This window comes from Alteromonas sp. a30 (genome assembly GCF_026788005.1).
Taxonomy (GTDB): Bacteria; Pseudomonadota; Gammaproteobacteria; order Enterobacterales; family Alteromonadaceae; genus Paraneptunicella.
Genome location: NZ_JABEPE010000003.1, coordinates 215825 through 230038, shown reverse-complemented (window position 1 = coordinate 230038; position 14214 = coordinate 215825). Strand labels below are relative to the sequence as shown.

Annotated in this window: 9 protein-coding genes and 4 tRNA genes; 8 read left to right on the top strand and 5 right to left on the bottom strand. The window is 43.1% G+C overall.

Annotated elements, in window-relative coordinates:
• Nucleotides 1-68: 68 nt before the first annotated feature.
• The 5 genes from HJG39_RS04955 (at nt 69) to tuf (ending at nt 1768) form a co-directional block, all read left to right on the top strand.
• A tRNA-Thr gene (locus HJG39_RS04955) sits at nt 69-144 on the top strand.
• A gap of 12 nt (nt 145-156) precedes the next feature.
• Nucleotides 157-241, top strand: a tRNA-Tyr gene (locus tag HJG39_RS04950).
• A 113-nt stretch (nt 242-354) separates the two neighbouring features.
• Nucleotides 355-429, top strand: a tRNA-Gly gene (locus HJG39_RS04945).
• A 4-nt stretch (nt 430-433) separates the two neighbouring features.
• A tRNA-Thr gene (locus tag HJG39_RS04940) sits at nt 434-509 on the top strand.
• A 74-nt stretch (nt 510-583) separates the two neighbouring features.
• A complete protein-coding gene (gene tuf, locus HJG39_RS04935) occupies nt 584-1768 on the top strand; it encodes an elongation factor Tu (protein WP_268407182.1) in 1185 nt (394 codons plus the stop codon).
• 97 nt (nt 1769-1865) lie between these two features.
• Here tuf and HJG39_RS04930 read toward each other — a convergent pair whose 3' ends face one another.
• Nucleotides 1866-3176, bottom strand: coding sequence for an alginate export family protein (locus tag HJG39_RS04930; protein ID WP_268407422.1), 1311 nt, complete (start codon nt 3174-3176; stop codon nt 1866-1868).
• 545 nt (nt 3177-3721) lie between these two features.
• On the opposite strand from HJG39_RS04930, the gene HJG39_RS04925 reads away from it, so the two are divergent.
• Entirely contained in the window at nt 3722-5338 is a 1617-nt protein-coding gene (locus HJG39_RS04925) for a methyl-accepting chemotaxis protein (RefSeq protein ID WP_268407420.1), read from the top strand.
• A gap of 84 nt (nt 5339-5422) precedes the next feature.
• Here HJG39_RS04925 and HJG39_RS04920 read toward each other — a convergent pair whose 3' ends face one another.
• Together HJG39_RS04920 and HJG39_RS04915 are read right to left on the bottom strand one after the other, a co-directional pair.
• Nucleotides 5423-6727, bottom strand: a complete 1305-nt coding sequence (locus tag HJG39_RS04920; RefSeq protein ID WP_268407418.1) for an inosine/guanosine kinase — start codon at nt 6725-6727, stop codon at nt 5423-5425.
• Between the two features lie 81 nt (nt 6728-6808).
• On the bottom strand, nt 6809-7396 hold the full coding sequence (locus tag HJG39_RS04915; protein ID WP_268407416.1) for an HAD family hydrolase: 588 nt from the start codon (nt 7394-7396) through the stop codon (nt 6809-6811).
• 197 nt (nt 7397-7593) lie between these two features.
• Between HJG39_RS04915 and HJG39_RS04910 the strand changes: the two genes are divergently transcribed.
• On the top strand, nt 7594-10107 hold the full coding sequence (locus HJG39_RS04910; protein WP_268407415.1) for an alpha-amylase family glycosyl hydrolase: 2514 nt from the start codon (nt 7594-7596) through the stop codon (nt 10105-10107).
• 51 nt (nt 10108-10158) lie between these two features.
• Here HJG39_RS04910 and HJG39_RS04905 read toward each other — a convergent pair whose 3' ends face one another.
• The gene (locus HJG39_RS04905) at nt 10159-10914 is read right to left on the bottom strand and encodes a PepSY domain-containing protein (protein ID WP_268407413.1); all 756 of its coding nucleotides are present in this window, start codon (nt 10912-10914) and stop codon (nt 10159-10161) included.
• A gap of 302 nt (nt 10915-11216) precedes the next feature.
• Here HJG39_RS04905 and HJG39_RS04900 point away from each other — a divergent pair, with 302 nt between their 5' ends.
• Entirely contained in the window at nt 11217-11915 is a 699-nt protein-coding gene (locus HJG39_RS04900; protein ID WP_442780997.1) for an esterase/lipase family protein, read from the top strand.
• Between the two features lie 123 nt (nt 11916-12038).
• On the opposite strand, the gene HJG39_RS04895 is transcribed toward HJG39_RS04900, so the two are convergent.
• Nucleotides 12039-14096, bottom strand: coding sequence for a TonB-dependent receptor (locus HJG39_RS04895; RefSeq protein ID WP_268407412.1), 2058 nt, complete (start codon nt 14094-14096; stop codon nt 12039-12041).
• Between the last annotated feature and the right edge of the window lie 118 nt (nt 14097-14214).

Sequence of the window (14214 nt, the reverse complement as noted above, 5' to 3'; positions counted from 1 at the left end):
ATTTTTTTTGATTTAGGTATTGCGCACCTGAATTCATTACTCTAGAATCCGCAACCACTTAATGCAGTGCCGGCTTAGCTCAGTTGGTAGAGCAACTGACTTGTAATCAGTAGGTCGCCAGTTCGACTCCGGCAGCCGGCACCATCATTAAGTTCTGGAGGGGTTCCCGAGTGGCCAAAGGGAGCAGACTGTAAATCTGCCGGCACTGCCTTCGATGGTTCGAATCCGTCCCCCTCCACCATATTTTTATCAGCGGCATCATATGCGGCTGGTTGTGGAGCTTGGCAAGGTGATTTCCACCATCTCCACCGTTTTCTCGGATGAGGTGGCCTCTTAGAGATCAATGTAAGGTAAGCGGGCATCGTATAATGGCTATTACCTCAGCCTTCCAAGCTGATGATGCGGGTTCGATTCCCGCTGCCCGCTCCAAATTGCTGATATAGCTCAGTTGGTAGAGCGCACCCTTGGTAAGGGTGAGGTCGGCAGTTCAAATCTGCCTATCAGCACCATCTCTAATATTCCTTTCTCATCCCCTAAAACCTGAAATTTAAACTATCATTAACGTTTTGCTGGGGAAACAGTCATGGCAAAAGAAAAGTTTGAACGTACGAAACCGCATGTAAACGTAGGTACAATCGGCCACGTTGACCACGGTAAGACTACTCTAACAGCAGCAATCACTACAGTTCTTGCAAAGACTTACGGTGGTTCAGCTCAAGCATTCGATCAAATCGATAACGCTCCAGAAGAGCGCGAGCGTGGTATCACAATCGCAACTTCTCACGTTGAGTATGACACGCCTACGCGTCACTATGCTCACGTAGACTGCCCTGGACACGCTGACTATGTTAAAAACATGATCACAGGCGCAGCGCAAATGGATGGTGCTATCTTAGTAGTAGCAGCAACAGATGGTCCTATGCCACAAACACGTGAGCACATCTTGTTGGGTCGTCAGGTAGGCGTACCTTACATCATCGTATTCATGAACAAGTGTGACATGGTAGACGACGAAGAGTTGTTAGAATTGGTAGAAATGGAAGTACGTGAACTACTTTCTGAGTACGAATTCCCAGGTGATGACTTGCCAGTAATTCAAGGTTCAGCTCTTAAAGCGCTAGAAGGCGATGAAGAGTGGGAAAAGAAAATTGTTGAGCTAGGCGAAGCACTTGATTCTTATATCCCAGAGCCAGAGCGTGCAATCGACAAGCCGTTCATTCTTCCAATCGAAGACGTATTTTCAATCTCAGGTCGTGGTACAGTAGTAACAGGCCGTGTAGAGCAAGGTATCGTAAAAGTAGGTGAAGAAGTTGAAATCGTTGGTATTAAAGAAACAACGAAAACAACTTGTACGGGCGTAGAGATGTTCCGTAAGCTTCTTGACGAAGGCCGCGCGGGTGAGAACGTAGGTGTTCTTCTTCGTGGTACTAAGCGTGAAGATGTAGAGCGTGGTCAAGTATTGGCACAGCCTGGTTCAATCAACCCGCATACTAAGTTCGAAGCAGAAGTATACGTATTGTCAAAAGATGAAGGTGGTCGTCATACACCATTCTTCAAAGGCTACCGTCCACAGTTCTACTTCCGTACAACTGACGTAACAGGTGCAGTAGAGCTACCTGAAGGCGTAGAAATGGTAATGCCTGGCGATAACCTTAAATTCGTAGTAGAGCTAATTGCTCCAATCGCGATGGACGAAGGTTTACGTTTCGCAATCCGTGAAGGTGGTCGTACAGTAGGTGCAGGTGTTGTATCTAAGATCATCGACTGATATCGAACGATATTAATCAAATTGATATTTGAATAAAGAAGGCCGCTATTGAGCGGCCTTTTTGTTTTCAAGAGGTTAAAGCATCAAAGGTGCTAACCTAGAAAGAATAAGTGGCTTGAGTATAAAAATAACTGGCGTTTCCATCATCTTCTACTCTGCTTGCATTATCGAAGAAGTCTTCTTTGATAAAGTAAACTCCTCCCATTTCCCATTTGAAATTATTTGATACTTTCCAACGAAGTCGAGTTTCAAATTGATGACCAACAAAATCTTCCCCTTCATTATTCAGAGCCCTAATGGGAGTTAATTGATCGTTTGTGGAATCCAACCAGTAAATTCTGTAACCGAGGAAAGCCGATAAGTCTTTTCCAGGCTTAAACTTCCAACGAACACCCGGACTGACAATGTTAGCGCGCGCAAATACTCCCCAAAGGTTGGTTGCGCCGAAGTCAAAACGGCGTAATCCGAACAATGAATCAAAGCGATTGTATTCATCGTCATTAGCGTCGTCGTCACCCGTGGCGTAATCAAACTCAAATAATAATCGAGAGTTTAAGCTGTCCGTAAATTGGTAGCCAAAAGAAGAGTGGAGAAAATAAGCTTTAACATCAAGGTCCGTTACATCAGATGCACTAGAACTCGCCCTAGCATCACCAATTTGATAACTTCCGGCAAATTCATAGCCCCAGTCATCAGGACGATATTGGTTGGTCAGTCGTAAGCCAAATGTATGTAGTTGACGGTTTCGAGTCGCGAGATCTTCTTGATCGCTTTCATTCAAGCCATAATAAAATGACTCTAACTTCGACTCTTTATTCAATGTTGAAGTCAGATGTAACCCATAAAGAACGTTATCGAAATAGGGCTTATCAAGTTTAACCTGATTACCATCTAAACTGTCCCTATCTCTTGGAAAGCGGTTATCAGGAGAGGCGTAAATAAACTGCCACCACTGCGTAGGCTGCTTGATACTGTAATAAACCCCGGTAAAGGAGTTTTGTGTGTTGCGATAACGAGAACGACTGATAAAACGTCGTTTACCAATATCCACACTAAAACGGCCTAGTTTTAGATCATGTGTATCGCCATTTCTATCGAATAGCCAACCAATGTGCGCTTGAACAGGTTCTACGGCATTAATGTCATCAGTGCCAATGGGAGTGCCTTCGTCATCTAGCCACATTCGGGAGTCCTGAAGCTCTCCTTTAAAGTAAAACGAATCCTGTTTATACAAAGCCTGCAAACGCAAGCGGTGAGATAGAGCATGATCTTCGCTGCCAGAGCTTTCCCTAATGGGATTGTCTACAAACTCCATTCGTAATCGATAATCTCCACTTAATTTCCATTCAGCGAAGGATGGGGCAGTAAGAAAAACCGTCGTTAGCAAAACAGAGGTTGGTAGCTTCATAGTCATGACCATTTTAATTTTATCGTGTGTTCTTAATTGGTGAAATTAGATTATTCGTATTTAAGCTAGGGAGTTTAATTTATGAAGATAAAATCCATTTGTTAAAAATAATCTTAAATTTAAATTCGTCATTTTTTCATTGAATATTTTTAATTTAGTCGAATTTTTATAATTGTCTATTCTTAAAGCTAGCCTCCTGAAAAGTTAAAGAAAGTTATAGTTTTTGGTTAGTATTTTACTAATTGATTGTCTGTGAATGACTCTTAATTTAAGGGGCTTAATACAGGAAGTTGAAGAGGGAAACAATGCCTTTATTCATTACAGGACTTAAAAGTTAAGGGGTGTAGTGATTCTTCTTACTTCATTTAGTCTGCCATGTTGGCTTTAATTTAAAAAATTTTCAGGGTTAATAAGGATAGGGTACGAAGGCTTTAGTTTAAGGTTATAAGGTATCCAAATAAAAAACTAGCGCTGTTTTTTAGTTTATTAAATGGGTTTTTAAACTATTAAAGACGCAAGTTTGATGAGAAAAATATAGGCCGTTTATGAAAAGATTGAGTATTGGTATTAAATATTCAATACCTACAATGGTGTTAGGTATTGTGACACTTGTTATCTTTTTTACTTTTGCTTCGGTTAATAAAAAAGTAGAAAATGTAGCTAAAGTCATGTCTGAAAAATTCATGCCGTCGCTTAGCAATGTGCTTAATGCCGACAGAGATCTATATCAAGCGCGCCTAGCAGAAGTTGAATATTTGAGTACCTCAGATACAGCATTTATTAATGATATAAAAGAAAACGCCCAACAGGCATATGACAGATTTGAGCACTACAAAGTGTTGATGTCGAGTTATCCCAAAGAGTTGGAGCGGCTAAATAAGTTCGATAGTTTATTTCAAACATGGTCTAGTCGAGTTGAACAAGTATTAGAAGCTGCTGAGAAAGGTCGTATAGAAGAAGCAAAAATGTTGTCGAATGGTGTTTCTTTGCAAGCCTTCAACGATCTTCGAAACGTTTACGACACAGCAGGAGAAATGACCTTTGAAACAGCGGCCGCTATCGAGCAAGAAATGTCCAAACGAAACACGCAAGTAACGAGTATTATGTTTACGGTTATCATTGGGTTGTTGCTTACGTGTGGCATTATTGCATTTATTAGCCAACGCTCTTTGTTACGACGAATTAATACGCTCACTCAGCGGATAGATGAAATTGCACGAGAGGGTGGAGATCTCACTAAACGGATTACCATTGTTTCTGCCGACGAACTAGGGAGGCTCGGTGAGGCATTTAATCGTTTTCTAGAAACATTATCGTCAATAGTCAATTCCATTCGATCCGAAGTGCTGGACTTGGGGCAAGCTAATCGAACGTTAGGTGAATCATCGACGAGTACATTGAGTATTGTTAAGCAGCAATGCATTGCCTCAGATTCTATTGTGAGCGCAATAAATGAAATGAGTGTCGCCAATAAAGAAATGGCAAGTATCGCTATACAAACTGCTGACGAAACTAAATTAGCCCAGAATTCAGCGACACAGGGAGCAGAGCAGGTTATTCAATCTGTTCAGCAAATAGAATCTGTCTTTTCTGCTATCGAACAAGCCTCGGGTAATGCTAAAACGTTAGCGGTTAATTCGGAAAAAATATCCAACGTTTTAGATGTAATACGTGGTATTGCAGAGCAAACCAATTTACTCGCTCTGAATGCAGCGATAGAAGCAGCCAGAGCTGGTGAGCAAGGGCGCGGTTTCGCAGTGGTTGCTGATGAAGTTAGAGCATTAGCCAGTAAGACACAGGAATCCACAGAGAGTATCCAAACAATGATTTCTGAGGTTCAAGATGGTGTTGAAAAAGTCGTATCAGCGATAGATGGTGGCTTTGAAGAAGTTGGAAAAACCGTTGAGTTTTCGAGGAAAACAGAAGCCTTCTTTAATGAAACCTTGGAAGTTGTTAATCGAGTTGATGGGTTATCTTTGCAGACCGCAACTGCGACAGAAGAACAAAGTGCCGTTGCCGAAAATATTAATATGAATATCCATGCCTTGTATGATTTATCGAACCAAACCTCTTCTGAGGCGGAGAATACAGAAAAGGCTGCGGCGCTTATTGCCAATAAAGCGAAAGCAATTGCAGACAGAGTGGAACAATTTAAAACCTAGTGTCGGTTTTTTGATTGGCTGAGCTATTTCGGCGTTGTCTTTATTAGAGGACAACGCCAACTTAGTTTCTAAACACCACGTGACTTATTGTGCCCAGTAAGCCAGTTCTAAACTATCTTCCCTTTCCGGCAGGCCGCGAGATAAGCGGGGAGAGTGTTGTGTTAGCACTTCGTAACTGACTCGGTTAGCGTATTTGCTAATTTGTGAGAAGGACGAATACATTAACGCTTTTTGCAGATGCTTACTTGAGTTCGCTACGTTTAACTTATGGAAATCATTTGCCGTTAAATCATGTAATACCGCCGCTAACGCACCATCACCTGCACCATTCGTATTTTTAATCGCAACAGGGCCACCCATGTACGGTGCAACGTGTGTGTAGGCTCGAATTGGTTTTTCGCAATCCTTCAAACGCATCGGGCGAGAGTATTCGAAACGGTTAAACTCAGGAACGGCCCCACTTATCCATAAGCGTTCGGTTTCGCGTTTGAATTTATCGTCGGTATAGCCTGCCATATATAAGCCTTGCGGGCCTGCGGTACAAATGACTAAGTCTACCCAATCAAGCGCTTTATCAGCGGCTGCAAGCGGGTCGTTAATACCCGTAATGGCTTCGGCCTCTTCTTCGTTCATACTTAAAATATCGACGTTTTCCTTAACGAATTCTCGCCACCATTCTGGCTCTTGCTCAATTAAATGTTTGGTACCAAGCGTTAACACCACCGGTACGTTGGCTTTTCGAGCAATCTCTACTGCTCGTAAGGTGGCTTTATCCATGGTGTCACCCTCAAGCACGCGCATTAAATACGAGCTAATAACAAGTGCTGAGGAGGATTGGATAACGTCTTCGTTGATATTCTCCGGTGATAAACGATTTGCGTAACCCACACTGATGGCAAAAGTGCGTTCGCCACTGCTGTCGATAAGAGTGAAGCAACGGCCAATTGGGCCATCAACAGCTTGTAAATAGTTAAGATTAACGCGGCTAGAGGTGTTGGAAATATAGCGATAGGCGTAGTTACCAACTTTAATATTTTCCGACATAACCCCTAGTAGAACTGAGTGTGCATCGGCTAATACTGAGTAATTATGCAGAGTATTACCAATAGTGCCGCCTGCGTGTTCGTAATTGATTAAGTTGCGCGTTTTAAGTTCTTGATAAAGCGCGTTGGTGACGTCATCAGTAACTAGCTGAGACATGCCTCGTTGCAAGTTGTATCTTTCTAAAAAGTCATCTTCGACTTTCGCTTCAATATCAACAAGGACTTGGTCCATACCAACAATGTGGCAATGCTCAAGCATTTGATGTTTATCAGAAGGTTCGGTGATCAGGCTTTTTTCTTGCACTGGGAAATAGTGCTTGTGCTTACGGCGACCGGGAAATTTCATTTCATTTAAAACGCTGTAGTTAGACTTCAGTGACCCATTGCCACTGCTTGAAAACGCGGCATTTTCTCACAACATGGCGCACTAGCCAAGGATATAGGATTCTAGCTCACTGTAATCTTCAAAGATAAAGTCAGCAAGCTGTGCATATTCCTCTTTTTCTCGACGTAAGAAGAGACAAGCGTGCATGTTTGCATTATTAGCGGCCAAAACGTCGTAAAGGAAGTCACCAACATAAGCAATTTCTTGTGGAGAGATAGCCCACTCTCTTGCTATTTGCAGCAATGCACTTGGGTCTGGCTTAGCGGGGGCATGCTCTCGAGTGACTACCGTATCAATGGGAACTTGGTTTTTGGTTAATTTAATCTGGGCGGCTTCCTCGCTGTTTCGAGTCACAATGGCAACAGGTATTTTTTGAGCATGAAGCTTTTCAACAAAGGCTTTTGCGCCCGGTATCCACTGTGCGTTGTATGCGTCTTTTAGCTCCTCTTGGCGAATAAACGCTTGTGCGTCATCTCGAGCTTGTGGATCGGTAATGGTTTCAAGGTGCGCTAATATATCCGCTCCTTTTTCACATCCGATCTTTTCGCGAATCGCATTAAAATTAATATCGGCGGTCAACAACGTTTCATCTAAATCAAAAATCACACCGGAGAGTGGGGGCGTTTTCAACAGAGCGATCCTTTTAATTGGTTATCATTTATTAATGTGTATGGAACTGCATAAGGCAATTCATACGTATTCATTGTAAAAAAGGGTTAAAATTCATTCCCAGATGTTAACAAAATGTATAAATTCTGACACCGTATCGTCTCTGATTGTTTTATATACAGATATTGACTTCAATTTCAGAATCTATCGAGAACCCTATGAAAAAGATTCCCTTGTTTATACTACTAACTGCCGTAAGCGGATTAGTGCAAGCCGATTGGTACTTTCGTGGGACCCCAAATAGTTGGGGAACAACCGCACTCACTCACGACGGTAATAATCAATACAGCACCTGCCAAAGCTTTGCAAATGGTGATAGCAATGGTGGTCCACGTTTTAAAATCGACCGTTTTGGTAACTGGAACGAAAGTTACCCTGTTGGTGATTATACCGCTGGGCAAAATAAGTCCTACCAAATTATTTTCAATGCCAGTACGAAAAGCATTTCTGCTAGCCAAGTTGCCAATTGTGATAACGCTGGTTATGCGAAACGTTTGTCACAGTTGTATTTTCGTGGCACGCCAAACGGATGGGGGCTTGCTGGGTTAACGTTAGTCGCCGATCACACATGGCAAGCGCAAGTTAGCTTCGACGGAAGTGCTAATCAACGTTTTAAGTTTGATGCCAGCGCAAGCGGAGATTGGTCGGTAAACTATGGTGATAATCAAGATGATGGTGTTCTTGATGCTGATGGCGCCGATATTTATACCTCGGTTTCTGGCGACTACATTGTTACGGTCAACGATCAAACTTTCTCTTACAGCTTAACTCCGGCGTCATCTTGCACTTCAAATTGTGCGATACAAGTGGATTCACTTGGCGCTGTTTACAGCCCATCTCAAACGGTGTTTTCCATTTGGTCGCCAGATCGCAGCGATGTTAAAGTATTGGTCGATGGCGTCTTACATCCAATGCAAAAAGTGCAAGGCTTTAGCGGTTATTCCGATGTATATCAGGTTGTGGTTCAAGGCGATTTACACCTTAAGCCTTACACATTCCAAATTAACGGCGTAAACGTGCGTGATCCTTACGGCAAAATGATTCAGCCGAACAGTTACAACAATATCGTGATGGATATGTCACGTTTGCAACCAACTGGTGGTTGGGCAACGCGCCCGCAAATGGTTGAGCGCGAAGATGCGGTGATTTATGAAGTGCATGTGCGCGACTTTACTATTGACCTAAGCTCTGGTGTGAGTGCAGCGAATCGCGGGAAGTATGCCGGGTTAGTGGAAGCGGGATCTCGTTACAATGGCGTTAAAACCGGCATTGATCATTTAAAAGAGCTTGGCGTGACTCATGTTCAGTTATTGCCTGTTTACGACTTTGCTACGTGCGAAGGGGCTGCTGATTCCGACCCTTGCTACAACTGGGGCTATGATCCGCGAAACTACAACATCCCAGAAGAACGCTATTCAAAAACGCCAACCAATTATGAAAACCGTGTTCGTGAATTCAAGAACATGATCAATGAGCTACATAAAGCAGGCATTCGCGTCATTATGGATGTGGTTTATAACCATACCTATGGCTTTGAAATGTTCGAAGACATTACCGGTAAATACTTCTATCACCAAGATTTAGTAGTTGGTAACACTATTGATGATGGTGTACCGATGGTAAACCGCATGATCCGCGATTCATTGGAGTATTGGGCCACAGAATACAACATTGATGGATTCCGTTTTGATTTGGTGGGCGTCTTTGGTTATGAAAACTTTGGCGATTGGGGCCGTCATTTAGAGTCGAAATTGCCGGGGCGCAATATTCTTATGTATGGCGAACCTTGGCCGGGCTGCTTTGGTTGTGTGGATGAGCGTGAATCGTCCCGAGTTCGTTTAGGCACGATTGGACGCGTAGTTGATGCCCACGTAGGCGTGTTTAATCCAAAATTCCGTGAAGCCATTAAAGGCCAAAATGATAACGGCGGCTGTAATAGTGGTGACTGCTTCGCCTTTAACGATAACCCTGATTCATGGCGTATTGAAGCAGGTAGTCGTGGTGCAATTCGCTTTGCTAACGACAAAGACGCCATCATTGATACATGGGATACTCAGTTTGCCATGGACCCAGAGCAAAGCATTAATTATGTTTCCGCTCACGACAACTTAACCTTACGCGACAAAATTATTGAATGGGCGCACACGAAAGGTTTATCTGAAAGCGACCCGTATTTACGTCGTATTCAGAATTTTGCAAACGGCATTGTGTTGACCAGCCAAGGGATTTCATTCCTGCATGGTGGTGTAGAACTTATGCGCGACAAACAAGGCGTTCATAATAGTTATAACTCCAGCGATGACATCAATAAATATCGTTGGCAGTGGAAAGTTGATAACAGCGACATCTTCAACTACTACGCTTCGACCATTGCTATGCGTAATGCTCACCCCGGTTTTCGTTTGAATTCATGGGAGGAAATTAATACCAATGTGCAAAGTCATCGTCCGCGCTACGGTGTGGTGGTAAATCGTATCAACGGCGCGGCTAATGGGGATAGTTGGAGCGATATTATTGTGATTTATAATAGTGCTGATAATTACACCTATACTTTACCAAGTGGCACTTGGAAAGTAGCAATGGAAAAAGGTAATGGCCCAACGGCATCACCTCGTTCAGTGAGCGGTAGTATTGTTGCAGAAGGCACTGCGGTAACTGTTTTATACAAGTAATGTTTTTAAAGCTTAGTAAGATTACACCTTAACCTTCAGGTTCTTGGCCACCTATGCGGTGGCCTTTTTTATTCTGCGTTTTCTGGATTTAAACGGTCTGAAACGACCATACAGCAAAATAAAACCGGACAAAGTGAATAAAGTGGCGGCACCGGAAAACAGAATCAATAACGGGTTATTAATATTATTTCGAGTGTCATAATCCATAATATGCAGCATCCAGACAAAATCGAAAATACGCCACAGGGTGCTACGTGTATTGAGTAAACTTCCCGTTAGTGGATCCAAATATAAACGGGTATTCCACGCATCATCAAAGTTTACTTGCCACACCTTTCCTTTTACTCGAGAAGCTTCATGAGGCGGGGTATCCAATAGGTTTGCTTCCTCAATCGCTGCCGTTTTTAAGTAATACTCCTGAGCGAGTCGTTTGATTGTCTCTTTGTTTAAGGCTGTTTTCTTCTCTCCTGATTGCGCATCGAATAGCTGTCTTCCTTGGGGCGTGGTAATGAGATAGGTTGGCTGGCTGTCGACATAGCTTAATTCAATGTGGCTAGCATCGGGGAGCTGTCTTAAAAGAATATCGAGCGAGTAGCTGTGGCTGCCTGCGTTTGTTGCGAGCTTTGGTGCTTTAGCTAAGTGTCGACCATGAACTTGCTCTAATGGCAGTAAGGCCATAATAAACCCTCCCAGAATCCAAAATAAAAGCTGTACACCGAGAATGAGCCCAGACCATCGGTGTATAGGGTATGCAAGTTTGATAAGTCGAATGGGGTTAGGAAAATTGCGAGCAGTGCTTTCTGGCATAAAACAATCCTTGGGAGCGGGCCCTTAATAACATCATGAAAGAGTGTTTTATTTATTTTTGAAGGGGTTTGCAAGCGTAAATCAGAAGTACAGGTGTGGTATTTTGTCGCATGTTTTGCAGCGTGGTTTGAGGCGAAGACTTATTGGTTGGGACTATTATCAGCACTTTTACTCTCCTTTTCGCTTGTTTGTATCTTTGCTCATAAAAACAACCTCAGTACTAAAGTAGTGTCTTAACTTCATTTACATTGTTTTACATTCATTTAACATTAATGCTTCAAAAATAACCGTTTGGAGCAAAAATGAATAAATACTTGATGGTTGTGAAGTGGGGATTAGTTCTGCTCTCTACCATAGCTTTCTCGGCATTTGCTTGTCGTGACGCTGTGGTCTTGGTACATGGAAATACTGCTGACCCTTCCAGTTGGGATAACACCTATAACGAATTGTTGTCTCGTGGATACAGCAAAAGTGAGATATTCCGTCCAAATTGGGGTTCTAAGTCATGCGCTGCTTGCAATGATCATAGTGGCTCCGAAGAAACACCCGTTCGTGAAGCAATTCAATCTGCATTGGCGCAGTCTTGTACTGGCTCCATTGACGTGCTTGGTCACTCAATGGGGGCAACATTAGCGGCACAACAAATTTCCAAACTGGCGGTAGCGGATCGCGTTGAAACCTTCGTTGGAATTGCCGGTGCATTCCGTGGTTTGTGGACTTGTGGTACTTATCCGTTCAACGTATTTTCATCTACTTGTGGTCGTTATGGGCTATCTGTTAGCAGCCCTTTCCTTGATGGTATCTATGGTGATCAATTTGGTCGTCATGTTTACTCTATTAAAAGCTACAGTGACCAGATTGTTTGTGCGACAGGTGTTTGCACGGTAGGCGGTATTCACAGCAGCAGCATTTGGTATGAAGATGCAAGCTACACTTACATTCTCGGTCATTTTGGATTACAAACATCAACATCAACAAAGCAAGTTGATTTAATCCAATAAGCGAGCAAGAACCTGCTTACAACTTTCTAAGGTCACTCGTAGTTAATGTATACCTATTTTTGCTATAAAGGCGACACTAAGTCGCCTTTTCCTTATCTGCTCTTCAGCGTTTATTACGAACGATTAAAATTGATATTGTACTTTCACAAATAGGTTTCGACCTTCAGCCAATACTTTGTCGCCAACCGCCACATCACCGCCAATCGCACGGTTAATACCTGACAAATGACGCGCGTATTCCCTATCGAATAGATTATCAACACCAGCTTGTAGCGTGACTTTATCGAAGAAATAACTCACCGACGCATCAATCAAACCATACCCCGGTGTTTCGCTTTCAAGGTTAGTAAGAGAAACATCGTCCTGATTTGCATAACCGGTCAAAGAAATATCGCCTTGCCACGTGTCGCCAAAGTAACTGAATTTGATGCTGGCGTTAGGTGGGGCGATACGGTAAAGGTCGTCGTCAATGTCACGACGCTCACCTTTAATATAGCTTGCCGTTCCAGAAATTAGGAAGTGCTTACTTGCGTTATATCGCCAGTGTAAATCTAGTCCGTATATTTCAGCATCCACATTGTTAAATTGTAGCGGAGAGTCATCTCCGGCCATCATTCTTGCTATGTTAATAACCTGAGCATTGGTGCTGGGTGTCCCTTGAATGTAGTCATCAATACGTTGGTAAAATACATTCGGTGAAATACTGAAGTCGCCGGTATTGTAAGTTGCACCCATGTTGAATTGATAGGCAGTTTCCGAATCAAGATTGAGGTTGCCAACATATACCTTGCCATCGGCTAAGCCTCCTGTAACAGGAAGTGGGAACCACAAAAACTTTTCTTGATAAGACGGTGCACGCTGTTTCACACCTACACCGACACTGAAAGACAAATTAGCATTGTGAATACGGTTTACGGTTGCAGCAAAATCAAAATTGGTTTCGGTGTCGTCACGGTCGGCATCGTTAAACTGGTTTACTAAAGAAGCAACCATTGGATTGTTCGCCGCCATAAAGTGCGAAACTTCGCCTGCATCTGACTGATTAAACTTAATTCGTCCACCCACCGATGCCTGATGTTTGCCGAAAAAATGCGTCCACTCGGCAAGCAAGCCAATTCTATTGTCTTCAACATCATTAAAATTGTTAACTAAAAAGGCTGGATTATTAGGATTGGTAATAAACGCATCGTGATCCGCCATGTAACCGTCTACGCCAACTAATAGTGAACCCATAGGCAATGGGGTTTTTGCATGAACTTTAAAGTCTAGCGTGTCGGCTTCCGCTGTGGTGTTGCGGAATGCAGCAGGATTGGCAACTGGACGAAATAGGAAGTTGGCCATGCCATGATCAGATTCCATATAGCCTAATGACCAATCAATATCCCAACCAGAAAGTGCTTGTGTCCCGGATAATCCAAAGCGGTCACCGGAAATATATTCAATGTCCATCGCAAGAGCTGGCGTGCCTGCATCATCAGTTTCGGTTTTATGGTAGCTAAAGCCGACTTTGCCGCTGTTGTACTGGAAGCGGTAATCTAAGCCGAATTGTTCTTTTTCATATTGTGTTGGGTAAACCAAGTTGTCATCGCCGGAATCGTAATTATCAGCGTCGTAGTAACTGTAATAACTCAGCAATGCATGTTTATCGTTGGCAATATTGGCGGCAAATGAAGCAGAATCCGCTTCGTTGTTACTTCTATATCCGGCTTGGAAAAGCCCTGAGATTTCCCAATCTGAAGTGGAAAACTCGGCTTCTTTCATGTCGACCGAAACTGCGCCTCCAATAGTATCCATACCTGAAGATACGGGGGCGATGCCGCGATAAACAGACATAGACTCCAACATCACAGGAACTACATAACTAAGCGGGGCATCCATCGCATTAGGACCAGAACCAATAACATTGTAACCATCAATTTTCACCGACACCCTATCGCCAAACATACCGCGATATTGGGCGATGCCAGAAACCGGACCGTTTTTATTGACGTTCGCGCCGGGTACACTGGCGAGCCAGTCGGCACTGTCAGCTTGAATACTGTTTCCAACCGCAAAATTAGATTCAGTTGCCATTGATTGTTGTTGCGCTTGAATCGTGATCACTTCAACATCACTGGCGCTGACACCCAAAGAAAAAATAACGCTTACTACTCCAACATACACTCGATTGTGTTGAAACAAGGCTAGGCTCCTTACTCGGAAAATTAGAAATAGGTTTTAACTTTATTTTCAGAAAGAAGAGAGCTTGAAGCAACGAAAATAGACCATCTGCGACAATTTGTCGCATTCAGGAACTTTT